Annotated in this window: 17 protein-coding genes and 1 rRNA gene; 16 read left to right on the top strand and 2 right to left on the bottom strand. The window is 70.8% G+C overall.

The window, feature by feature from the left end; translation table 11 throughout:
* Positions 1-248: 248 nt before the first annotated feature.
* The 6 genes from ACFC1F_RS26380 (at position 249) to ACFC1F_RS26355 (ending at position 6,069) form a co-directional block, all read left to right on the top strand.
* Positions 249-1,931 carry a type VII secretion protein EccB gene (locus ACFC1F_RS26380; RefSeq protein ID WP_376161823.1) on the top strand — a complete coding sequence of 561 codons (1,683 nt, stop codon included), beginning with the start codon at positions 249-251 and terminating at the stop codon, positions 1,929-1,931.
* Positions 1,932-2,112: 181 nt separating this feature from the next.
* Positions 2,113-2,409 carry a WXG100 family type VII secretion target gene (locus ACFC1F_RS26375; protein WP_148645108.1) on the top strand — a complete coding sequence of 99 codons (297 nt, stop codon included), beginning with the start codon at positions 2,113-2,115 and terminating at the stop codon, positions 2,407-2,409.
* Between the two features lie 71 nt (positions 2,410-2,480).
* Positions 2,481-2,774: a WXG100 family type VII secretion target gene (locus ACFC1F_RS26370; RefSeq protein WP_209416814.1), complete on the top strand. Its 294-nt coding sequence runs from the start codon at positions 2,481-2,483 to the stop codon at positions 2,772-2,774.
* 115 nt (positions 2,775-2,889) lie between these two features.
* Positions 2,890-4,116, top strand: a complete 1,227-nt coding sequence (gene mycP / locus ACFC1F_RS26365) for a type VII secretion-associated serine protease mycosin (protein ID WP_376161820.1) — start codon at positions 2,890-2,892, stop codon at positions 4,114-4,116.
* A 91-nt stretch (positions 4,117-4,207) separates the two neighbouring features.
* Positions 4,208-4,750, top strand: a complete 543-nt coding sequence (locus ACFC1F_RS26360; RefSeq protein WP_148645111.1) for a SigE family RNA polymerase sigma factor — start codon at positions 4,208-4,210, stop codon at positions 4,748-4,750.
* Between the two features lie 65 nt (positions 4,751-4,815).
* The gene (locus ACFC1F_RS26355; RefSeq protein ID WP_376161818.1) at positions 4,816-6,069 is read left to right on the top strand and encodes a hypothetical protein; all 1,254 of its coding nucleotides are present in this window, start codon (positions 4,816-4,818) and stop codon (positions 6,067-6,069) included.
* Between the two features lie 88 nt (positions 6,070-6,157).
* Here the strand turns inward: ACFC1F_RS26355 and ACFC1F_RS26350 are convergent, their stop codons facing one another.
* Positions 6,158-7,564 carry an APC family permease gene (locus ACFC1F_RS26350; protein ID WP_209416811.1) on the bottom strand — a complete coding sequence of 469 codons (1,407 nt, stop codon included), beginning with the start codon at positions 7,562-7,564 and terminating at the stop codon, positions 6,158-6,160.
* A gap of 483 nt (positions 7,565-8,047) precedes the next feature.
* Positions 8,048-11,995, bottom strand: a complete 3,948-nt coding sequence (gene eccCa / locus ACFC1F_RS26345) for a type VII secretion protein EccCa (RefSeq protein ID WP_376161816.1) — start codon at positions 11,993-11,995, stop codon at positions 8,048-8,050.
* 452 nt (positions 11,996-12,447) lie between these two features.
* Here eccCa and eccD point away from each other — a divergent pair, with 452 nt between their 5' ends.
* From eccD to ACFC1F_RS26295, 10 genes are all read left to right on the top strand, one after another.
* Complete coding sequence (eccD, locus tag ACFC1F_RS26340) at positions 12,448-13,908, top strand: type VII secretion integral membrane protein EccD (protein WP_209416809.1); 1,461 nt, start codon at positions 12,448-12,450, stop codon at positions 13,906-13,908.
* Between the two features lie 183 nt (positions 13,909-14,091).
* Complete coding sequence (gene rpsO, locus ACFC1F_RS26335) at positions 14,092-14,382, top strand: 30S ribosomal protein S15 (protein ID WP_209416808.1); 291 nt, start codon at positions 14,092-14,094, stop codon at positions 14,380-14,382.
* Between the two features lie 457 nt (positions 14,383-14,839).
* Positions 14,840-17,047 carry a polyribonucleotide nucleotidyltransferase gene (locus ACFC1F_RS26330; RefSeq protein WP_209416807.1) on the top strand — a complete coding sequence of 736 codons (2,208 nt, stop codon included), beginning with the start codon at positions 14,840-14,842 and terminating at the stop codon, positions 17,045-17,047.
* 85 nt (positions 17,048-17,132) lie between these two features.
* A complete protein-coding gene (locus ACFC1F_RS26325) occupies positions 17,133-18,509 on the top strand; it encodes a M16 family metallopeptidase (RefSeq protein ID WP_376161813.1) in 1,377 nt (458 codons plus the stop codon).
* Positions 18,510-18,523: 14 nt separating this feature from the next.
* Positions 18,524-19,270, top strand: a complete 747-nt coding sequence (dapB, locus tag ACFC1F_RS26320) for a 4-hydroxy-tetrahydrodipicolinate reductase (RefSeq protein WP_376161811.1) — start codon at positions 18,524-18,526, stop codon at positions 19,268-19,270.
* Between the two features lie 7 nt (positions 19,271-19,277).
* Positions 19,278-19,784, top strand: coding sequence for a hypothetical protein (locus ACFC1F_RS26315; protein WP_376161809.1), 507 nt, complete (start codon positions 19,278-19,280; stop codon positions 19,782-19,784).
* On the top strand, positions 19,781-20,512 hold the full coding sequence (gene thyX / locus ACFC1F_RS26310; RefSeq protein ID WP_209416803.1) for an FAD-dependent thymidylate synthase: 732 nt from the start codon (positions 19,781-19,783) through the stop codon (positions 20,510-20,512). The genes ACFC1F_RS26315 and thyX overlap by 4 nt, the downstream gene beginning before the upstream one ends.
* Positions 20,513-20,750: 238 nt before the next feature.
* Positions 20,751-21,650 carry a 4-hydroxy-tetrahydrodipicolinate synthase gene (gene dapA / locus ACFC1F_RS26305; RefSeq protein ID WP_148645120.1) on the top strand — a complete coding sequence of 300 codons (900 nt, stop codon included), beginning with the start codon at positions 20,751-20,753 and terminating at the stop codon, positions 21,648-21,650.
* A 169-nt stretch (positions 21,651-21,819) separates the two neighbouring features.
* Positions 21,820-23,505 carry a ribonuclease J gene (locus ACFC1F_RS26300; protein WP_209416802.1) on the top strand — a complete coding sequence of 562 codons (1,686 nt, stop codon included), beginning with the start codon at positions 21,820-21,822 and terminating at the stop codon, positions 23,503-23,505.
* A 466-nt stretch (positions 23,506-23,971) separates the two neighbouring features.
* A 16S ribosomal RNA gene (locus tag ACFC1F_RS26295) occupies positions 23,972-24,064 on the top strand; the annotation flags it as partial.

Raw genomic sequence — 24,064 nt, 5'->3', positions numbered from 1 at the left:
CTGCGCCCGCCGGCCGGACCGGCGCGATCCCCTGCCCTCTGCCGTGCTGCGGCGCCCTGGAGCGGTCTGGCTTGGCATCCCCCGAGTGACCCTCTCTGATCAGTTGTCGCGGCCCGGTTGGCCGGTTCGCGAACCGTACCCGTACCGTACTCACCGTCTGCTGCCGCATCGTAGAGGGTTCGAGCTCGCTCTCGCCCGGCGGGTGCGGACCAACGGGGCAGGTCGGTCGGACAGGGGAGACGACGAGGATGGCATCACGCCGGGACGAGCTGAACGCCTACACGTTCGCCCGCAAGCGCACGGTGGGGGCCTTTCTGCTGCCCAGCGGCGGGGGCAGCGACGAGGACGCGCCGCGTCCGGTCAAGGCGATCCTGCCGAGTGTCGTCGTAGGCGCCCTGGTGGTGGGCGGGTTCGGGGTCTGGGGTGTGTTCAAGCCGAGCGCGCCGGTGGGCTGGGACGACGGCAAGAACATCATCCAGGGCAAGCAGAGCACCACCCGCTACGTGGTGCTGCCGGACCCCGACAGCAAGACCAAGCGGCTGCACCAGGTGCTCAACATGGCCTCGGCGCGGCTGGTGCTGGCCGCCGACGCCAAGGTGGTGGTGGTCGCCGACGACGTGCTCGACAAGTACCCCAACCACGGCCCGACGATCGGCATCCCGTACGCGCCGGACAAGCTGCCGACCAAGGACAACGTCAGCAAGGCGATGAAGTGGTCGGTCTGTGACCGTCCGGGCTCGGACGACAAGCAGGAGACCGTCAACCAGGCGCTGTTCGTGGCGGGCGGTGCCGAGGCCAAGGTGCTGGAGGCCAAGGACCAGGTGCTCGACGTCGACCAGTCGCTGCTGGTGCAGCAGATGGACGACCAGCAGGTGACGGTGCAGCCGGGCACGGGCCAGCAGGCGGCCGGCCAGAGCAAGCTGAAGCTCTTCCTGGTCGACTCGAAGGGCCGCCGGCACGCCATCGCCCCGGACGACCCGGACGGCACCAAGACGCAGCTGATGGGGGCGGTCTTCGGTTCGGCCGCGGCCCCCCAACGGGTGAAGAAGGAGTGGCTGGACACGCTGGTGCCCGGCAGCGACATCGTCTTCCCGAAGATCGACGGACTGGCGCCGGACACCAAGACCGCCAACTCCTCGGTGGCGCTTCAGAACCCGGAGGACCGCAAGGTCGGCCGGCTGGTCCGGTTCGGCGAGCGCTACTACGTGGTGGGCAAGGACCAGCTGTTCCTGATCACGCCCTTCCAGGCCGAGCTGATCCGTCAGAACCCGGCGCTGCAGCCGCTCTACAACCAGGACGCCAACAAGAGCCCGCGGGTCGACGAGATGACGCCGGCGGACCACGCCTCGTTCAAGCGGGACACCCCGCTGATGGGCGAGGGCGCCAAGGACTGGCCGGTCAAGACGGGTGCGCCCGCCAACAACTGGCAGGCGCAGAAGGACGCGAGGACGGTGGTCTGCAGCACCTTCGACGGCGTCGCGGAGGACGGCAAGACCCCCCGTCGCAGCGTCTGGGCCGGCCAGGACTACCCGGTGCGCAACGTCGGCACCGCCGCCGTCTCGGCCCATGTGACGCCGGGTCTGGGCCTGTTCTACCGGGCGCTGGACAACGGCGTGGACGGCTCGGGCAGCGACTACCTGATCACCGAGACCGGCCTGCGCTACGCGGTGCCGGCCAACAGCACCGGCGGCAAGGGCGGTTCGGCGACCGCGCCGCCCGGGCAGCCGAGCCCGACCGCCACGAAGACCCCGTCGGCCCAGCCCTCCGATCCGGCCGCGCCGCCCCAGCAGCAGGAGGAGGCGGGCGGGAACCAGGCCCGGCTCGGCTACCAGGGCCTTCAGCCGGTCCCGGTGCCGCAGCAGTGGTCGAACCTGGTGCCTGCCGGGCCGGCGCTGAATTCCAAGAGCGCCGCGCAGCAGCAGAACGCCTGACCGGCCGCGCCCCGTAAAGGAATTGGTCCCAGTGTCATGGTCTCGTAACTAGCAGTTGCCCGGTGTTGGGCGAGCTGCGTGTGCCGACTACAGTGCTTCAGGACATCACACCGTGATGCGACGGAGTGGCCGGAAACGGCCGCCCGGACACAAATGTCTGTCTCATGGGGGACGGTAGAGCATGGGTCAGGGTCAGTTCACGACGACCGCTCAGGAGATGCTGGCTTTCGCCAAGCACATGGACGAGGTCATCGGCAAGATCGACGGCGAGATCAAGAGCCTCAACGCCCTGGTCGACTCGGTCAAGGGCGGTTGGAAGGGCCAGGCGGCCGCGGCCTACGGCCAGCTCCAGACCGACTTCAACACCGACGCGGCCAAGCTCAACGAGTCGCTGCGGGCGATCAAGGGCGCGATCGAGATCACGACCAAGCAGTACTCGCAGACCGACGCGGACCAGCAGGCCGCGTTCAAGGCCTGATCCGCTTCCTGCCAGGTCAGTCATCGACGTCCCCGTGAGGCCCGACGTCGCCATCTCGACAAGGAGACATTGTGTCCGACGGCCAGATTCTCGTTAACTTCGAGACCGTCCGTGGTGCCGGTACCCAGGTTCGCAACACCGCCAACCAGATCAAGGCCCAGCTGGACGAGCTGAAGAACGGCGTCAACAAGATCGCCCAGAGCTGGGAGGGTGCCGCGCAGGAGGGCTACCGTGCCCACCAGGCGCAGTGGGACCAGCGCGCCGCCCACCTCCAGGAGACGCTGGCGAAGATCGCCACCGCGCTGGACGCCGCGGCCGAGAGCTACAACACCACCGAGAACAACAACAAGAAGCTCTGGACCTGACGGAGCCTGAGCCCCGTCAGGGGCAATGAGTGACTCCGCCGAAGGGGCGGGTGCCCGGACCGGGCACCCGCCCCTGACGCGCAACCACGGGGTGGACGACATGAGGGGTGGCAGGGTGTCCGTAGGCAGGTACCGGAAGGCGGCCGCGTCGGCGGCGGCGCTCGCGGTGCTCGGCGGCCCGCTGGCGGCCCCGGCCCACGCGGACGGCCCCGGCATCGCCGCGGCCGGCGACTGCTCCAAGGCCGCCCAGAACGTGCAGGCCGTCCCGTGGTCGCTCCAGCGCATGGTGCTCGACGAGCTCTGGCAGGGCGGCCGGACCACCGGCGCCGGCGTGACCGTCGCCGTCATCGACACCGGGGTGGACGACACCAACCCGCAGCTGGCGGGCAAGGTGTTCGACGGCGGCTCGCTGCTCAAGGAGAAGGACGGGCAGAAGCCCGAGGGCGGGGCCAAGGTCGACCCGGTCGGCCACGGCACCAAGGTGGCCGGCATCATCGCCGCCGCCCGCAGCGACAAGACCGGCTTCGTCGGGCTCGCCCCGAGCGCCGGCATCCTGTCCCTCCGCCAGAACGACGCGGAGGGCAGCGGCGACGTCCACACCCTGGCCACCGCGATCAACACGGCGCTCCAGATGGGCGCCAAGGTCATCAACATCTCCCAGGACGTGCGCGGCGCCGGGGACACCGCGTTCGCCGGCTACCCGGAGCTGAAGGCGGCGATCGACGCCGCCGAGGCCAAGGACGTCGTGGTGGTCGCCTCCACCGGCAACGACGGCCAGAAGGGCAACACCTACCCGGCGGCGTTCCCCTCCGTGCTCGCCGTCGGCGCCTCCGACCGCAACAACGAGCGCGCCCCCTTCTCCCAGTACGGCGACTTCGTGGACGTCGCCGCCCCCGGGGTCGACATGCTCTCCACCGTCCCGCGCGGCGGCCAGTGCGTGGACAACGGCACCAGCTTCGCCGCGCCCTACGTCTCCGGCCTTGCCGCGCTGCTGGTGGGCGCCCACCCGAAGTGGAAGGCCCGGCAGGTCCGCGCCTGGATCGAGCAGACCGCGCAGCGCACCGACCGCAAGGCCAACGAGTACGTCGGCTGGGGCGTGGTCGACCCGGTCAAGGCCGTCACCAAGGCGCCCGACTCGGCGCCGGAGACCGCCCAGGAGGACCCGCCGGTCGAGCTGGCCTCCGCCCCGATCGTGCCGCAGCCGGTCGGCCTCGGCGAGACCCAGGCCGACCGCGACGGTCGCACCGCGACCTACGTGCTGGGCATCGGCGCCCTGCTCGTCGCGCTCCTCGTCGGCGGCGGCACCGTCCTGCGCGACCACCGCCGCCGCCCCTCGAACTGACCCGGACGACTTTCCCGCCCGCCTGTAACATCCGGCCCCGCCCGCCGCATCCAAGAGATGTCGACGACAACCGAGCAGGGGAATGCGGGCCATGGGGCGGATCGGTGCCACACGCGAGAGCAAGGACGCGGAGTTCCTGGAGCTCGTGTCGAGCAGAACCGGTCACCTGTACCGCTCGGCCTGCCTGCTCACCAGCGGGGACACCCACCACGCCGAGGACCTCGTCCAGGAGGCCCTCAGCCGGATGTACGTGCTGTGGCGACGCAGCGCGTGGACCGGCGGGTGGCACCGCATCGACAACCCCGGCGCGTACGCCCACACCGTGATGGTGCGGACCTTCCTCGCCCAGCAGCGCCGCCGCTCCAGCGGTGAGCGGCCCACCGGCGAACTGCCCGAGCCCGAGGGCCGCGAGGCGGACAGCACACTGCGGCTGACCCTGCTCGACGCGCTCGGCCGGCTGTCGGCCAAGGACCGGGCGGTGCTGGTGCTGCGCTACTGGGAGGACCGCAGCATCGAGGAGACGGCCGAGGTGCTGCGCGCCTCCTCGGGCGCGGTCCGCACCCGCAGCACCCGCGCCCTGGCCCGGCTGCGCGCCCTGCTCGGCGACTCGCTCGCCGAGCTCGCCACCCGTTGAGCCCGGCACCGCCGTACGACGGGCCCGCCCATCCACCCCGTGACCGAAGGAATCGGTGATCACGCATGTCCGGACAGGACGAGTTCGAGGACGATCTTCTCTACGCCATGACCCGCACGGGGGAGGGCTTCCGCCCCGACCAGGCCCCGCTGGCCGCCGGCGGCCTGGCCCGCGGCCGCCGCCGCTGGCGCCGCCGTTCGGCCGCCGCCGTGGTGAGCGGTGCGGCCGCGCTTGCCCTGGTCGGGACGGGCGCGGTGTACCTCGCCGGCGGTGCCGGCGACTCCATGACCGGGACGGCGCTCACGGCGGCCGCCTCCGGCAGTGGCGCCGCCACCGCGAGCGGCACGGGGGGCGCCGCCTCCCCGACCGCCTCGCCCTCCGCCTCGCAGGCCGTGGTCAGCGGTGACGAGGTGCTCGCCACCCTCAAGGCGCTGCTGCCGAAGGGGCAGGTCACCGAGGCCAAGGGCCGCGGCACCGACGACCCGGAGCTGCACGGCACCTTCGCCGGGGCGGACCTGGTCCTCGACGACGGCCAGGGGAAGTCGCGGGTGCAGATCGGGATCCAGAAGCACCGCAAGGGCCAGTCGCAGCCGCGCACCTGCCCGGCGGATCTCAAGACCAACCGGATCGACGCCTGCTCCGTCACGAAGCTGCCGGACGGGTCCGAGCTGGTGCTGAACCAGGGCCACGAGTACTCGGACAACCGCGCCGACACCAAGGAGTGGTTCGCGGCGCTGACCGGTCCGGACGGCCGGGAGATCATGCTGAGCGAGTGGAACTCGGCGCAGGAGAAGGGCGCCCCCGACAGCCGCCCGAACCCGCCGCTCACGCTGGAGCAGCTGAAGGCCGTCGTCACCGACAAGTCCTGGGACCGGACCGTCGCTGCCGTCCAGTACGACGGGGTCGACAACGCGGCGCAGGCCAGCGGCATGACCCTGGAGGACCGTCAGGCGGCCCTGGGGAAGCTGCTGCCGGCCGGGGTGACGGTCACCGGGATCACCGGGAACGAGATCTTCGCCGACGTCCGGCTGGCCCAGGGAGCGGTCACCGGTTCACTGGTCCTGCGCCTGCAGAAGCTGGAGCCGGGCGACAAGTCGACGGAGCAGCTGTTCGAGGGCTCGACCGCGCTGCCCGACGGGAGCAGGCTCAAGCTGTACGGCGTGGGGAGCACCGACGCCAAGCGTCCGCCGACGGCCGACGTCTGGCGCGGGGACGGCCTGCGCGTCATGGTCGCCCAGGGACCGACCGGCAAGCCGGTGCTGACCCTCGACCAGCTCAAGGCGATCGCCTCCAGCCCGCTCTGGAAGGCCGGCAAGTAGCGGCGCGGACGACCGACGGCAGTACCCCGGGCGAGGGGGAGCCCGGGGCACTGCCGTGTGGGGGAGGGGTGGGGGGCCTGCCCGGCCGTCAGGCCTGCTGGTCCTCGGGGAGGGTGATCACCCAGTGGGTGGCCTGCCGGGGGCGCAGGTAGAACAGCCAGTAGAGGGTGGCCGCGGCGGTGATGCCGCCGGTCCAGAGCAGCGGCTCGGTGTCCAGCTGGGTGATGACGTAGACCAGCACCGCGATCAGGACGACCGGGACGGCCGGCCAGAGCGGCATCCGCCAGGCGGCGGCGTGCTTGTGGTGGTTGCGGCGCGAGAGCAGCGCGGCGATCGCGACCAGCAGGTACATCCCGGTGACGGCGACGCCGGTGATCTCGCTCAGCAGCTCGCCCTTGACGAAGCAGAGCGCGGCGCCGGGCAGGCCCACGGCCAGGGTGGCGACCCACGGGGAGCCGAAGCGGCCCAGGGTGGAGAAGGCCTTGTTGACCGGCTCGGGCCAGGCCTTGTCGCGGGCCGAGGCGAACAGCACCCGCGAGTTCTGGATGACCATGACGATGCCGGCGTTGATGATGGCCAGCGCGACGCAGAGGCTGATGAAGGTGCCGACCGCGGAGTTGCTCCACGCGGTGACCATGCCGGAGATGTCGCCGGAGGTCAGGGTCGCCAGGTCGGGGGCGCCCATGGTGATGGCGACGACCGGGACCAGGATGACGGCGGCCGAGATGGCCAGCGTCCACAGCACGGTGCGCGAGACGTTGCGGCGCGGGTTCTCCAGCTCCTCGGAGAGGTAGACCGCGGTGGAGAAGCCCTGGGTGATGAAGAGCGCGATGCCGAGGGCGCCGACGACGGCGCCGATGCTCACCGTGGTGGCGGCGCCGCTCTCGTCGGCGACCACGCCGTGCAGCATGCTGGGCGCGCCGGCGTTGGCGTGGGCGAAGCCCAGCACCGAGACGACACCGGCGGCGATGACCTCCAGGACCAGGAAGATGCCGGTGATCCAGGCATTGGCCCGCAGGTCCAGCAGGCCGGCCAGGGTGGCGGCGAGCATGACGACGGCGCCGGCGATCGGCTTGTCGACGTGCAGCACGGGGGCCAGGTAGTCGGCCGTGCCGAGGGCGATCACCGAGGGGACGATCATCACCACGATCAGCGAGAGCACGAACACCAGCCAGCCGGCCAGCCGTCCGGCCAGGGTGCCGACCATCGCGTACTCGCCGCCGGCGCTGGGGATCAGCGTGCCGAGCTCGGAGTAGCAGAAGGCGACGGCGATGCAGAGCACCGAGCCGATCGCGATGGCCAGCGCGGTGGCGCTGCCGATGCTGGAGAACAGCTCCGGGACGATCACGAAGAGCGTGGAGGCCGGGGTGACGCAGGACAGCGTGAGCAGCGTGCCGCCCACGACGCCGATCGAGCGCTTGAGCGTCTGGGGGGAGGTGCCGTCGCCGGCCGCAGCGGGGGCTACGGCGTGTGGCGGGCGAAGCGTGTCGGTCATGCGGCTTCCGATCGGCTCTGAGCGGTCCTGGAGAGGGAGCGGTATCGCCTCCGCTGGCTGGTTGCTCTGGGTCTTGTGGTTCTTCGCTCCCGGGCCGCAATGGAACCTTGGCCGTAATGAGTGCGTCAACGGCCGAATTGCTTCGGAATCCGTTGCGATGAAGGGCATAAACATGCGATCCGGTGATCACCCGCGGTCATTGTCACGTATGTCCGACTTGTTACCTTGGCCACATCGCGCTTGAATCCAAGGTGAACGGAAGATTGCAGCCACCCAATCGAAGGTCCTGGTCGGGCGTGACGGCGACTCGCCCAGGTGCCTTCCAATACCCCGAACGGCCCGCCGAGGGCAACGGGAACCGCAGCGGCAGGCCCCAAAGATCTAGGTAACGTTTCGGAACGTGGGACGCGGAAGGGGCCGGGCTCCGGGAGCCCGACCCCTTCGATCACTTTCCGTGACGGCCGCCGGCGGCGGCCGCGCATACTATGCGGACGGCAGCCAGCCCGTCTGCACCATCTGCCCGCTGGTCACCCGGCGCGAGACGAACACCCCGCGCCCCGGCGGCAGCGGCTGCGGCTTGACCGTGCCCAGCAGCGCGCCCTCGTCCTTGTTGCCGGACAGGATCACGCCCTGGCCGCCCAGCTCGCGCATCCGCTGCATCACCGGCTCGTACAGCGAACGCCCCGCACCACCCGCACTGCGCGCGATGATCACCCGCAGGCCGATGTCCCGGGCGAACGGCAGGAACTCGGCCAGCGGCGCCAGCGGGTTGCCCGAGCTCGTCGCCACCAGCTCGTAGTCGTCCACGATCACGAACATGTCCTTGCCGCTGTACCAGCTGCGGTTGCGCAGCTGCTCGGCGGTCACGTCCGGGCCCGGCAGACGGCGCGAGCAGGCCCCGCGCAGCATCTCCACGATGCTGGTCATGGCCGGCTGCGCGGCCGCGTACTCCACCAGGTACTCCTGCGGCACCGTGCCGAGCAGCGCACGCCGGTAGTCGCCGACCACGATGCCCGCCTGCTCCGGCGTGTAGCGCTCGGTGATCTGCTTGACGAGCATCCGCAGCAGCGCCGACTTACCGGACTCGGTGTCACCGAAGACGATGAACAGCGGGTCGGTCTCGAAGTTGACGAACGCCGGGGCCAGCTCCACCTCGTCCACGCCGAACGCGATCCCGCGCTCCGGGTACTCGAAGCCCTTCGGCAGCGCGAACCCGTCCAGCACCGTCGGCAGCATCCGGACCTGCGGTGCGCGCGGGCCCGTCCAGGCCGCGTTGACCGCCGCCACCAGCCCGGCCACGCCCTGCTGGAGGTCGTCCACCGAACGCGAGCCGTCCAGCCGCGGCAGACCCGTCAGGAAGTGCAGCCGGTCCGCGGTGATGCCGCGCCCCGGCACGGCCGGCACGTTCTGCGCCACCCGCCGGTCCACCTCGGACTCCATCGAGTCGCCGAGCTTCAGCTCGGTCCGGTTCTGCAGCAGGTCCTTCAGGGCCGGGCGGACCTCCGCGTACCGGGCCGCCGTCACGATCAGGTGGACGCCGTAACCGAGGCCGCGCTGGGCGATGTCCCCGATCACGCCCTCCAGCATCTCGTAGTCCTGCTTGAAGGTGTTCCAGCCGTCGACGACCAGGAACACGTCGCCGAACTGCTCGTCCGGCAGCTGGCCGGCCGCCCGGCGGGCCCGGTACGTCGCGATCGTGTCGATCCCGGTCTGCCGGAACAGCTCCTCGCGCCGGTTCAGCACCCCGTGCACCTCGCTGATCATCCGGCGCACCTTCTCGGCGTCCAGCCGCCCGGCCACCCCGCCGACGTGCGGCAGGTCCTGGAGCGACTGGAAACCGCCACCACCGAAGTCCAGCAGGTAGAACTGCGCCTCCAGCGGCGTGTGGGTGAGCGCGAACGCCGCCACCATGGTGCGGATCACCGTCGACTTGCCGGACCGCGGCCCGCCGACCACCAGGCCGTGACCGGCCGCACCCGAGTAGTCGTGCTCCAGCACGTCGCGCTTCTGCTCGCGCGGCCGGTCCACGATGCCGACCGGCACCCGCAGCCGGCCCAGGCCGGCCGACCCGGGCGAGGTGAGCCCGCGCTCCGCCGTCGCCTGCAGCGGCAGCATCAGCTCGTCCATGCTCGGCGGCTCGTCCAGCGGCGGCAGCCACACCTGGTGCGCCGCCGGTCCCTGCCCCGCCATCCGCTGCACGAACACGTCCAGCACGGTGTCGACCAGCGCGTCGTCCTGCTCCTCGACCTCCGGCTCGACCTCCTGCACCAGCGGCTCCAGCACCGGCACCTCGGCCGCCGTGAAGAGCACCGGCTGCGCCGTCACCAGCCGCCCGCCGACGGAGCGCTGCTGCCCCGGCGCCCGGTACGGCCCGGAGACGTACGCGGCCTTGAAGCGCTCCATCACATCGGTGCCGAACTTCAGGTAGCCGACACCCGGCACCGGCGGCAGGTGGTACGCGTCGGGCACGCCGATCGCCGCCCGCGACTCCGCCGCCGAGAAGGTCCGCAGACCGATCCGGTACGAGAGGTAGGTGTCCAGGCCGCGCAGCTTGCCCTCCTCCAGGCGCTGCGAGGCCAGCAGCAGGTGCACACCCAGCGAACGGCCGATCCGGCCGATCTGGATGAACATGTCGATGAAGTCCGGCTTCGCGGTCAGCAGCTCGGAGAACTCGTCGATGATCAGCACCAGCGACGGCAGCGGGTCCAGCGCCGCACCGGCCGCCCGGGCCCGCTCGTACTCGTTCAGGTTGGCGTAGTTGCCCGACCGGTGCAGCAGCTCCTGACGGCGGTTCATCTCGCCCTCGATCGCGTCCCGCATGCGGTCGACCAGGGTGAGCTCGCCCTCCAGGTTGGTGATCACCGCCGAGGTGTGCGGCATGTCCGCCATGCCGGAGAAGGTCGCACCACCCTTGAAGTCCGCCAGGACGAAGTTCAGCGTCTCCGAGGAGTGCGTCATCGCCAGGCCGAGCACCAGGGTGCGCAGCAGCTCCGACTTGCCGGAGCCGGTCGCGCCGACGCACAGGCCGTGCGGGCCCATGCCCTCCAGCGCGGCCTCCTTGATGTCCAGGTAGACGTGCTCGCCGCCGGCGCCGATCCCGATCGGCACCCGCAGCTTCTCGCGCTGCGCCCGCGGCCGCCAGCTGCGCGACACCTCGAACGAGCCCGGGTCGCCCGAGTTCATCAGGTCGGTGAAGTCGAGGTTGGACAGCAGCGGCTCGTCGTCGCCGCCGGCCGAGATCCGGTACGGCGCCAACTGCCGGGCCAGCGCCTCCGACTGCCAGGCGGAGAGGGTGTCCGGCTTGCCGGAGTACGTCGCGCCCGAGGCCGAACGGAGAACCAGCTCCTCCGGCGTCACCGTCACGATCAGGTGGCCGGTCGGCTCGTCCAGGTCGCCCGGGACCACCTCGACGATGGTCACGCCCTGCACGCCCTCCGCGCCGGCCAGCACCGAGTCGTGCGGCACCGAAGCGCCGTCCATGACGACGATGATGTGCGGCTGGTCCGACGACGGCGCCGCGTCCCGCACGAACCGCTGGCGGCCCGCCAGTTCGTCCTGGAGCAGGTACTCCAGCTCACCGAGGCCGGTCGCGATCAGCCGGCGCGAGCCCGCGCCGTCGCTCTCCTTGCGGTGCTGGTTGTGCGGGAGCCACTTGGTCCACTCCCACTCCTCCACCGCACCCGGCGCCGCCGCGACCGTCACCAGCAGGTCGTCCGGCGAGTGCAGCGTCGTCAACTGGGCGATCATCGCCCGCACGTTGCCGTACACGGTGTCCGGGTCCCCGCACACCGTGATGTGGTAGAAGGCGCGCAGCGAGACCGCCAACGGCAGGTCCTGCAAGGTTCCGTGGGCCTTGAGGAAGGTGTGCATCGCCGCCGCCGAGAGCGGCTCCAGCTCCTCCATCGGCGCCGTCTGCGGCGCCACCAGCGGCGTCGACAACTGCACCGGCCCGCGGCCGACCCGGATCTGCGCGAAGTCGCCGTCCCCGGTGCGGCGTTCCCACAGCCGGCGGCCGTCCGCGACGATCGACCAGAGCTGGTCCGGCTCCGGGTTCAGGAACAGCTGCGCGCCGCGCTGGCGCTCGGCGGTCCGGCGCACCTGGCGGCGCATCTGCTGGAGGTACTTCAGGTAGTCACGGCGCTCGTCGGCGGTGGCGGTCGAACCGCCCTTGCGCGCCCGCACGATCTGGGCCAGTGCCATGCCGACCGTCGACACGATCATCAGGCCGCCCATGATCTTCATCGGGGCCTGTGCGCCCGGCGAGAAGAAGAACACCGCCGAGCCGCCCATGCCGAGCATCGGAAGGATGCTCATCAACCAGTCCTCGCCGCCCGACCTCGGCAGCTCGGGCGGGGTGACCAGCTCGACCGGCTCGTCCGGTACCGCCGGCGGATAGGCCCGCGCCGGGCGTTTGACCGTAATGACACTCATGCGCACCCCACCCCACGGCCTCGAACGGTCTTCTCGTTCATCCCGGCATCAGCCCTCACGCAACTGGATTACGTACGGGTGAGGGCGCCCCGTGTGACGCCGCCCCCGCTCCGCCGACCGCAGGCACCCGGGGAGGAGCGCGGCCCCTTCCCCCGTCGCCTTGCGCAGGGGCCGATCCTAGCCGGGCACCTCCGCGCCCCGTACCGGCCCCACCCCGTCGCCCCGGCGGCCCCACCGGTACACCCCCGTCCCGCCCGCCCCCTCACCCCTGCGCGGTGGCGGGCACAAACGGAGCGGGTAGGGTAACGCCGCGCCAACTCATGGCCGGATCGAGCCAGTTCCGCCCGGCCGGCACCGCGCAGCAGCCAGACCGACCGCCGCCGGCAGAGCGGCACGTCAACGAGGGGGAGCGCCCAAGTGCGTCGAGTGATGTGTGTCAGCGGGGTGCGGGCATGAGTACCTCCGCCACGACCGGCTTCTGCCGGGTCACCGTCGTCGCCCCGGACAGCCGGATCGACGTCGCCCTGCCCGAGGACGTCCCGCTCGCGGACGTCTACCCCGAGGTGCTGCGGCTGTCCGGGCAGAGCCAGCCGGACGGCGCCCCGACCGGCTTCCACCTCGTCCGCCGCGACGGCACCGTGCTCGACAGCGGGCTGCCGCTCGCCGCCCAGCAGGTCCGCGACGGCGACCTGCTCAGCCTGCGCCCCTTCGCCGAGTCGCTGCCGCCCGCCGTCTACGACGACGTGGCCGACGCGATCGCCAGCGCGGTCGAGGCCGACCGCCGCTTCTGGAGCCCCGAGCTGATGCGGGCCTTCGGCCTGATCGGCGCCGGCGTGCTGCTCGCCCTGCTCGGCTTCGCGCTCTGGTTCTCCGACCTGCGCCACGACATGCACGGCCTGCCCGGCGTCCTCTCCGGCGTCACCGCCGTCCTGCTCACCGCCCTGGCCGGCGTCCGCGCCCGGGTCTACCAGGACGCCTGGGCCGCCCTCGCGCTCGGCCTCGGCGCGCTGCCCCACGCCCTGATCGGCGGCAGCGGCATCATCGCCCCCGCCCACGCGTGGGACGGCCCGGGCCGGCTCCAGTTCCTCACCGGCTGCGTCGCCGTGCTGGTCGTCGCCGTCCTGCTGGTCGGCCTGCTGCCCGAGAAGGACTCGCTGTTCGTCGCCGCCGCCTTCCTGGCCGCCGCCGGCGCGTTCGCCACCTTCGCCGCCGTGCTGCTGCCCGGCACCCCGGCCAACCACATCGCCGCCGTCACCGGCGTCGCCGCCACCGCCGTGATCGGCTTCCTGCCCGGCCTCTCGGCCCGCTTCGCCCGGCTGCCCGTCGGCTTCAGCGCCCCCGGCCAGACCCGCACCCGCAGCCGCGACTACGACGAGGAGGCCGGCCGCGCCGAGGCCGTCCAGTACGAGCGGATCGCCCACCAGGCCCGCCGCGGCCACGAGGTGCTGGTCGGCCTGGTCGGCGGCTGCGCCGCGGTGATCGTCGGCGCCTGCGCCGTGCTCGGCTTCACCGACGAGCTCTTCCCCGAGCTGCTCGCACTGACCCTCGGCATCGCCACCATGCTGCGGGCCCGGCTGTTCCGCTACACCGCGCAGGTCTTCAGCCTCACCATCGCCGGCCTGCTCGGCCTGTCGCTGCTGATCGTCGGCCTCTCGCTGCACACCCCGCTGTTCATCCTCAAGGCCGCCAGCTCGACCGAGGTCGACCTGCGCACCATCTGGCTGGGCACCGCGATCGCCTTCGGCGCCGCGATCCTGACCGCGATCGCCCTGGTGGTGCCGCGGCTCGGCGTCTCGCCGTTCTGGGGGCGCATCCTGGACCTGGTCGACAGCCTCACCCTGATGGCCCTCGTGCCGCTGGCGCTGGGCGTGCTGGACGTCTACCGCCTGGTCCGCGGCGGCATCACCGGCTGACCGGGCCCGGTGGCCCGGCGCCGGGCCACCGGGCGGCACTGGTACGCTTGCCCTTCGAGTGCACCAGTGTGTCCGCCCCACGAGGGTCGCAGACCATCGGCCGCGCTCGCAGACGACACCGAGTTCTCACAGAGTCCTGTGCCGTAGACCAGGACCGCTCGGTATCACCCCGAAGGAGTTGCAGTGGCTCTCGCCTCTGACGTCAAGAAGCAGATCATCGCCGAGTTCGGCCAGAAGGAGGGCGACACCGGCTCCCCCGAGGTCCAGGTGGCCATGCTCTCCCGCCGCATCTCGGACCTGACCGAGCACCTGAAGTCCCACAAGCACGACCACCACTCGCGTCGTGGCCTGCTGATCCTGGTCGGCCAGCGTCGCCGCCTGCTGCAGTACCTGGCCAAGAAGGACATCGAGCGCTTCCGTACGCTCGTCGACCGCCTGGGCATCCGCCGCGGTGCCGCCGGTGGCGCCCGCTAAGACCGCCGCTCGGGGCGGCTCCCCACACCGGGGAGCCGCCCCTCGCGCGTATGCCGCGGCCGGTGACCCGCGGCACCCTGACATAACAACTCGCGCGCACCTCCCCAGGTGGCCGAGGATTGCACCGTAGGGTTGTGGGCATGCCGGGTGATGGCGCGACAGCGCGCCACCCAGGCGGAAAGACCCCAACCCCCGCGGGACGAAGGCTTCAAACGGAAGCCGCCCGCATCCGAGAGAGCGTCCAGACGCGGACCGCCCGTCCAGGCCTGGCAGCCGAGAGGCGCCGGTCCTCGGTAGTGGCCGCCGGAAGTCCCGCAGACCGAGCGGGGCGCACCGGAGGCTTCGATCGAAGACCGGCCAGGACTGCCTTCCTCTTCGCGAAAGAGGGTCCAGGGCCACCGGCAGGCGATGCGCGGGGACGCTCTCCCGGAGACGTACGAAAGAGGAGATCTTCCAGGTGGAAGAGAACGTGTTCTACGCCGAGGCCGTGATCGACAACGGTTCCTTCGGCACCCGTACCATCCGCTTCGAGACCGGCCGCCTGGCCCGTCAGGCCGCCGGCTCCGCCGTGGCCTACCTGGACGACGACACCATGGTGCTGTCGGCCACCAGCGCGTCCAAGCAGCCGAAGGAGCACTTCGACTTCTTCCCGCTGACCGTGGACGTCGAGGAGCGGATGTACGCCGCGGGCCGCATCCCCGGCTCGTTCTTCCGTCGCGAGGGCCGGCCCTCCGAGGACGCCATCCTCACCTGCCGCCTCATCGACCGCCCGCTGCGCCCGTCCTTCGTCAAGGGCCTGCGCAACGAGGTCCAGGTCGTCGTCACCGTGATGGCGCTCAACCCGGACCACCTGTACGACGTGGTGGCCATCAACGCCGCCTCCGCCTCCACCCAGCTGGCGGGCCTGCCGTTCTCCGGCCCGATCGGTGGCGTCCGCGTCGCGCTGATCAAGGGCCAGTGGGTGGCCTTCCCGACCCACAGCGAGCTGGAGTCGGCCGTCTTCGACATGGTCGTCGCCGGCCGCGTCCTGCCGGACGGCGACGTCGCGATCATGATGGTCGAGGCCGAGGCCACCGACAAGACCATCAAGCTGGTCGAGGGCGGCGCCGAGGCGCCGACCGAGGACGTCGTCGCCGCCGGTCTGGACGCCGCCAAGCCGTTCATCAAGGTGCTCTGCGCCGCCCAGTCGCAGCTGGCCGCCCAGGCCGCCAAGCCGACCGGCGAGTTCCCGGTCTTCCTGGACTACCAGGACGACGTGCTGGCCGCCCTGACCGCCGCGGTCAAGGACGAGCTGGCCCAGGCGCTCACCATCGCCGGCAAGCAGGAGCGCAACAACGAGCTGGACCGCGTCAAGGCGATCGCCGCCGAGAAGCTCCTGCCGGAGTTCGAGGGCCGCGAGAAGGAGATCAGCGCCGCGTACAACGCGCTGACCAAGAAGGTCGTGCGCGAGCGCGTCATCAAGGACAAGGTCCGCATCGACGGCCGCGGTGTCACCGACATCCGCACCCTGGCCGCCGAGGTCGAGGCCATCCCGCGCGTCCACGGCTCGGCCCTGTTCGAGCGCGGCGAGACCCAGATCCTGGGTGTCACCACGCTGAACATGCTGCGCATGGAGCAGCAGCTCGACACGCTCTCCCCGGAGACGCGTCGCCGCTACATGCACAACTACAACTTCCCGCCGTACTCGGTCGGCGAGACCGGCCGCGTGGGCTCGCCCAAGCGCCGCGAGATCGGCCACGGCGCGCTGGCCGAGCGGGCGATCCTGCCCGTGCTGCCGACCCGCGAGGAGTTCCCCTACGCGATCCGCCAGGTCTCCGAGGCCCTGAGCTCCAACGGCTCCACCTCGATGGGCTCGGTCTGCGCCTCCACCATGTCGCTGCTGAACGCCGGTGTGCCGCTGAAGGCCGCCGTCGCCGGCATCGCCATGGGCCTGATCTCGCAGGAGATCGACGGCGAGACCCACTACGTCGCGCTGACCGACATCCTCGGTGCCGAGGACGCGTACGGCGACATGGACTTCAAGGTCGCCGGTACCCGCAACTTCATCACCGCGCTGCAGCTGGACACCAAGCTCAACGGCATCCCGGCGTCGGTGCTGGCCGCCGCGCTGAAGCAGGCCAAGGACGCCCGTCTGCACATCCTCGACGTGATGAACGAGGCCATCGACGCGCCCGACGAGATGTCGCCGAACGCGCCGCGCATCATCACCATCAAGATCCCGGTGGACAAGATCGGTGAGGTCATCGGCCCCAAGGGCAAGATGATCAACCAGATCCAGGAGGACACCGGCGCGGACATCACCATCGAGGACGACGGCACCATCTACATCGGTGCGGTCGACGGTCCCTCGGCGGAGGCTGCCCGTACGACGATCAACCAGATCGCCAACCCGACCATGCCGGAGGTCGGCGAGCGCTACCTGGGCACCGTGGTCAAGACCACGACGTTCGGCGCGTTCGTCTCGCTCATGCCGGGCAAGGACGGCCTGCTGCACATCTCGCAGATCCGCAAGCTGGCCGGCGGCAAGCGCGTCGAGAACGTCGAGGACGTGCTCGGCGTCGGCGCCAAGGTCCAGGTCGAGATCGCCGAGATCGACCCGCGCGGCAAGCTCTCCCTGATCCCGGTCATCGAGGGCGAGGAGGGTGGCGAGGCCGCTTCCGAGTGAAGCGCCGCTAGCCTCCCCATTCAGTAGACGCGATCGCGGCCCGCACGCCCCCGTCGGCGTGCGGGCCGCGTCCCGTTGTTCCCCCATGTTTCTCTACGGAGGTACCCCCGTGGCCCAGGCCTCGGCGGCGACGCAGCGCCCCGGCTCCACCCGGACCCTGCTCAAGGGCGCGGACGGCGCCGGCACGGTGCGCCGCACCGTGCTCCCCGGCGGCCTTCGGGTCGTCACCGAGACCCTGCCGACGGTGCGCTCCGCGACCTTCGGCATCTGGGTCGGCGTCGGCTCGCGCGACGAGACCCCGCAGCTCAACGGCGCGACCCACTACCTGGAGCACCTGCTCTTCAAGGGCACCGAGCGGCGCAGCGCGCTGGACATCTCGGCCGCCCTGGACGCGGTCGGCGGCGAGATGAACGCCTTCACCGCGAAGGAGAACACCTGCTACTACGCCCGGGTGCTGGACACCGACCTGCCGCTGGCCATCGACGTGGTCTGCGACATGCTCACCGGCTCGCTGATCCGCCCCGAGGACGTCGAGGCCGAGCGCGGCGTCATCCTCGAGGAGATGGCGATGGCCGAGGACGACCCGGGCGACGTGGTGCACGACCTCTTCGCCAAGGTGATCTTCGGCAGCGGCCCGCTCGGCCGCCCGATCCTCGGCACCCAGGAGACCGTCCAGGCCCTCACCCGGGACCAGATCGCCGGCTTCTTCCACCGCCGCTACAAGCCCGAGCACCTGGTGGTCGCGGCAGCCGGCAACCTGGACCACCGCAAGGTCGTCAAGCAGGTCGAGCGGGCCTTCGCACCGCTGCTCGCCAAGTCGGACGCGGTCCCCGCCGAGGCCCGCCGCGGCGTCAAGGCGCTGCGCACGGCCGGCCGGGTCGAGGTGCTCAACCGCTCCACCGAGCAGGCCCACCTGGTGCTGGGCGTGCCCGGCGTGCCCCGGCACGACGAGCGCCGCTGGGCGATGGGCGTGCTCAACGCGGCCCTGGGCGGCGGCATGAGCTCCCGGCTCTTCCAGGAGGTCCGGGAGAAGCGCGGCCTGGCCTACTCGGTGTACTCGTACTCCTCGTCGTACGCGGACAGCGGCCTGTTCGGCATCTACGCCGGCTGCCAGCCCAAGCGGGTCGAGGAGGTGCTGCGGATCTGCCGCGAGGAGCTCGCCAAGGTGGTCGCCGACGGCATCACCGAGGAGGAGCTGCGGCGCGCGATCGGCCAGATCTCCGGCTCCACCGTGCTCGGCATGGAGGACACCGGCTCGCTGATGAACCGGATCGGCAAGGCGGAGCTCAGCTACGGCCACCACCTCTCGGTGGACGACATGCTGGCGAAGATAGCGGCCGTGACCCTGGACGACGTCCACGCGGTCGCCCGTGATGTGCTGGGCGCGCACCGGCCGTCGCTCGCGCTGATCGGCCCGATCAACACCAAGCGGGCCGCCGGGCTCGCCGACCTGCTGGTCTGAAGGGAATTTCGCTCATGACGCTGCGTGTCGCCGTGATCGGCGCCAAGGGCCGGATCGGATCCGAGGCCGTCAAGGCCGTCGAGGCCGCCCCGGACATGGAACTCGTCGCCACGCTCGGCCGCGACTCGAAGCCGGCGGAGCTCACCGACGCCGGGGTGCAGGTCGCCGTCGAGCTGACCCACCCCGACTCGGTGATGGGCAACCTCGACTACTGCCTGCACCACGGCATCCACGTGGTCACCGGCACCACCGGCTGGACGGACGAGCGGCTGGCCACCGTCCGCGGCTGGCTGGACGAGGCGCCCGGGCTCGGCCTGCTGATCGCGCCGAACTTCTCCATCGGCGCGGTGCTCGGCATGAAGTTCGCCCAGACCGCAGCCCGGTACTTCGAGTCGGTCGAGGTCGTCGAGCTGCACCACGACCGCAAGGCCGACGCACCCAGCGGCACCGCCACCCGCACCGCGCAGCTGATCGCCGCCGCGCGCACCGAGGCCGGCCTCCCGCCGCAGCAGGACCCGACCACGCACGGCCTGCCCGGTGCCCGCGGCGCCGACGTGGACGGGGTGCCGGTGCACGCCGTCCGGCTGCGCGGTCTGCTCGCCCACCAGCAGGTGATGTTCGGCGACATCGGCGAGACCCTCACCATCCGGCACGACTCGCTGCACCACAGCAGCTTCATGCCGGGCATCCTGCTCGGCGTCCGCAAGGTCGTCGAGACCCCCGGGCTCACCCTGGGCCTCGAACACTTCCTGGACCTGTGAGCGCGGCATGACCTCCCGTACCGGCTTCTTCGTCCTGTCCGGCGTGCTGCTGCTGGTCGCCCTGGTCTGCATAGGCGAGGGCGTCCAGCTGATCGCCACCGGCAAGCCACTCGGCATCGGCATGGGCGTGTGCGCCTTCGTCATCCCGCTGATCGGCGTCTGGTTCCTGCGCCAGACCGTCCGCTTCGGCCGGGCCAGTGAGCGGCTCGCCCGCGAGCTGGAGGCCGAGGGCGGGCTGCCGGTCGACGAGCTCAGGCGCACGGCCGGCGGCCGGATCGACCGGGCCTCGGCCGACGAGGTGTTCGCCCGCCGCAGGGCCGAGGCGGAGGAGTCGCCCGGCGACTGGCGGGTCTTCTTCCGTCTCGCGGTGGCCTACGCCGACGCCGGCGACACCCCGCGCGCCCGCAAGACCATGCAGCACGCGATCCGGCTGCACAGCACCACCGGCACCACTGGAACCGCCAGCACCACCGGCACCACCAGCACCACCGAATCTGCGAGGAGCAACGCGTGAGCGACGAAACCACGGCACCCCAGTTCCGCAGCGACGTCACCGTCGAGCTGGTCCGCAGCGCCGCCGCCGACTCGGACGTCATCTGGGCGGCGCGGGTCTCGACGGCGGGGGAGCAGTCCCTGGAAGCGCTCCAGCAGGACCCGGAGAAGTCCAAGGGCCTGATCAACTTCCTGATGCGGGACCGGCACGGCACGCCGTTCGAGCACAACTCGATGACCTTCTTCATCAGCGCGCCGATCTTCGTCTTCCGCGAGTTCCACCGGCACCGCAGCGGCTGGTCGTACAACGAGGAGTCCGGCCGCTACCGCCAGCTGGAGCCGGTCTTCTACGTGCCGGGCGAGGACCGCAAGCTGGTCCAGGAGGGCCGCCCCGGCCGGTACGAGTTCCTCGACGGCACCCCGGAGCAGCACAAGACCGTCACCGGGGCGATGGAGGCGGCCTACCGCGAGGCGTACGGCCGCTACCAGGAGATGCTGGCGGCCGGCGTCGCCCGCGAGGTGGCCCGGGCCGTGCTGCCGGTCGGCCTGTTCTCCTCGATGTACGCGACCTGCAACGCCCGCTCGCTGATGCACTTCCTGTCGCTGCGGACCAAGAAGGAGAACGCCGCCGTGCCGTCCTTCCCGCAGCGCGAGATCGAGATGGTCGCCGAGCAGATGGAGGAGCAGTGGGCCGCGCTCATGCCGCTCACCCATGCGGCCTTCGAGAAGCACGGCCGAGTCGCCCCCTGACCTGGGGTGATAGGCATATGGGCGGCTTGCCTGGCATGTCTGGATTGCGGCTTTTCTAGCCGCTCCCTACGCTCGTGACACGGATTCCGGTGCTGCTTGAACCCCCGAGCACGCAGCACCGGAATCCCATGTTTTCGCCGCCCCGCGCGCCGCGGCCGCGCGCTGCACAGTGCTACACCTGTCCGAACCCTGGACCGGCCTGGGTATCGCCCCACCGCCTACGAGTAGCTTTGGACGCATGGCTCCGACCTCCACCCCCCAGACGCCTTTCGGCCGGGTCCTGACCGCGATGGTGACGCCGTTCACCGCTGACGGCGGGCTCGACCTCGACGGCGCCCAGCGCCTCGCCGCACACCTCGTCGACTCCGGCAACGACGGCCTCGTCGTCAACGGGACCACCGGCGAATCCCCGACCACCAGCGACGCCGAGAAGGCCGAGCTCGTCCGTGCCGTGGTGGAGGCCGTGGGGGACCGCGCCCACGTGGTGGCCGGCGTCGGCACCAACGACACGCACCACAGCGCCGAACTGGCCCGCCAGGCCGAGGCCGCCGGGGCGCACGGCCTGCTGGTCGTCACGCCGTACTACAGCAAGCCCCCGCAGGAGGGCCTGTACCGGCACACCACGCACATCGCCGACGCCACCGGCCTGCCGGTCATGCTCTACGACATCCCCGGCCGCAGCGGCGTCGCGCTGAGCCACGAGACGCTGGTCCGGCTCGGCGAGCACCCCCGGATCGTCGCCAACAAGGACGCCAAGGGCGACCTCGGCGCCGCCGCCTGGGCGATCGCCCGCTCGGACCTCGCCTGGTACTCCGGGGACGACATCCTCAACCTGCCGCTGCTGTCCGTCGGAGCCGCCGGTGTGGTCAGCGTGGTCGGGCACGTGGTCGCCGGTGAACTGCGCAGCATGATCGACGCCTACCTGGGCGGCGATGTGGCCAAGGCCACGGCGATCCACCAGAGCCTGCTGCCGGTCTTCAGCGGTATGTTCCGCACGCAGGGTGTCATCCTCACCAAGGCCGCCCTTGAGCTCCAGGGCCTGCCGGCCGGCCCGCTGCGGCTGCCGCTGGTCGGCGCGACCCCCGAGGAGGTCGCGCAATTGAAGAAGGATCTCGCCGCAGGCGGGGTACACCTGTAGCAGACACAGACGTGCGCGCCCCGGCTCGCCGGACCTCCCGAGGTCTGCCGCTGAACCGGACGAAGGCGCGAGAGCACCGACCCAGTAGGAAACCGACACTGAGTACGCACGCCATATGTCTCTTGGGGGAGGACCCCGGGCATATGGCGTGCGTCGTGAGGAGAGTCTTTTGAGCCACCCGCATCCCGAACTCGGCGCGCCCCCGGCACTGAAGGAGGGCGCCCTCCGCATCACCCCGCTCGGCGGTCTCGGCGAGATCGGCCGCAACATGACGGTCTTCGAATACGGGGACCGCATCCTCATCGTCGACTGCGGTGTCCTCTTCCCCGAGGACGAGCAGCCCGGCGTCGACCTGATCCTGCCGGACTTCAGCTACATCCGGGACCGCCTCGACAAGATCGACGGCATCGTCCTGACCCACGGGCACGAGGACCACATCGGCGCCGTCCCGTACCTGCTCCGGGAGAACCCGGACATCCCGCTGATCGGTTCGAAGCTCACCCTCGCCCTGATCGAGGCCAAGCTCGCCGAGCACCGCATCCGGCCGTACGTGCTGGAGGTGGCGGAGGGCGACCGCGAGCGGATCGGCCCCTTCGACTGCCAGTTCATCGCGGTCAACCACTCCATCCCGGACGCGCTGGCCGTCGCGGTGCGCACGCCCGCCGGCATGGTCGTCGCCACCGGTGACTTCAAGATGGACCAGCTGCCGCTCGACGGCCGCCTGACCGACCTGCCGACCTTCGCCAAGCTGGCCGAGGAGGGCATGGACCTGCTGCTGGTGGACTCCACCAACGCCGAGGTCCCCGGCTTCATCCCGCACGAGCGGGACATCTCGGCCGCGCTGCGAAACGTTTTCGCGAACGCCGACAAGCGCATCATCGTCGCCTCCTTCGCCAGCCACGTGCACCGCATCCAGCAGGTGCTGGACGCCGCGCACGAGTACAAGCGCAAGGTCGCGTTCGTCGGCCGGTCGATGGTCCGCAACATGGGCATCGCACGCGACCTCGGCTACCTGAAGGTCCCCGGCAACATGGTCGTGGACGTCAAGCAGCTGGACGACCTGCCGGACAAGGAGGTCGTGCTGATCTGCACCGGTTCGCAGGGCGAGCCGATGGCCGCGCTGTCCCGGATGGCCAACCGCGACCACCAGATCCGCATCGTCGAGGGCGACACCGTCGTGCTGGCGTCGTCGCTCATCCCGGGCAACGAGAACGCCGTCTACCGGGTGATCAACGGCCTGACCCGCTGGGGCGCCAAGGTCGTGCACAAGGGCAACGCCAAGGTGCACGTCTCCGGCCACGCCTCGGCCGGTGAGCTGCTGTACTTCTTCAACATCTGCAAGCCGCGCAACCTGATGCCGGTCCACGGCGAATGGCGCCACCTCCGGGCCGCCGCCGACCTGGGCATCGCGACCGGTGTGCCGAAGAACCGCACGGTCATCGCGGAGGACGGCGTCTGCGTCGACCTGGAGAAGGGCGTCGCCCGGATCGTCGGCAAGGTGCAGGCCGGCTACGTCTACGTGGACGGCTCGTCGGTCGGCGACATCACCGAGGCCTCGCTCAAGGACCGCCGGATCCTGGGCGAGGAGGGCTTCATCTCGGTCTTCGTGGTGGTCGACTCCACCAACGGCAAGATCGTGGGCGGCCCGACCATCCAGGCCCGCGGCTCCGGCATCGACGACAACTCGTTCGTCCCGGTGGCCGCCAAGCTCCAGGAGGCGCTGGACCGCTCGGCCGGCGACGGCGTCCTGGAGGTCCGCCAGGTCCAGCAGCTGGTCCGCCGGACCATCGGCAAGTGGGTGGCGGACAACTACCGCCGCCGTCCGATGATCCTGCCGGTCGTCGTCGAGGTCTGATCCTCCCGCTGGTCGGTTTGACGTGGGGCAGCCCGGTGCGTAATGTTCTCCGGGTTGCCCCACGGGACGACCCCCGCAAGAACACTCGAATGAAATTCGAGTGTGGAGCGGGAAAACGGCCCGAGAAACTCTGATAGAGTTCGGGAGCGCCGAAAGGCCCGAGTAAATCCGATGAATGAAACTCCGGAAAACGGAGCGGAAAACATCTGATAAGCTTGAAACACGAAAGAACGAAGCGCCCGGAGGGCCCGCTGGAAGGCGGTCCGAAGGAAGTGTCCGTTCCTTGAGAACTCAACAGCGTGCCAAAAGTCAACGCCAGATATGTTGACATCCCCGGCCTCGGACCTGTTCCGGGGTTGGAGATTCCTTTTGAAATAACACAGCGAGGACGCAGTGCGCGGGGCCGCCCTATTCCGGTGGTTGCCGTGCCGCTCAACGCGGGTGTGAACGGGATTACCCGTAATCATTCACGGAGAGTTTGATCCTGGCTCAGGACGAACGCTGGCGGCGTGCTTAACACATGCAAGTCGAACGGTGAAGCCCTTCGGGGTGGATCAGT

Origin of the sequence: Kitasatospora sp. NPDC056181, assembly GCF_042266225.1 — a bacterium.
In the GTDB taxonomy this organism is placed as follows: Bacteria; Actinomycetota; Actinomycetes; order Streptomycetales; family Streptomycetaceae; genus Kitasatospora.
Note: the sequence above shows the minus strand (reverse complement) of the source record. Positions and strands in the feature narration are given on the sequence as shown.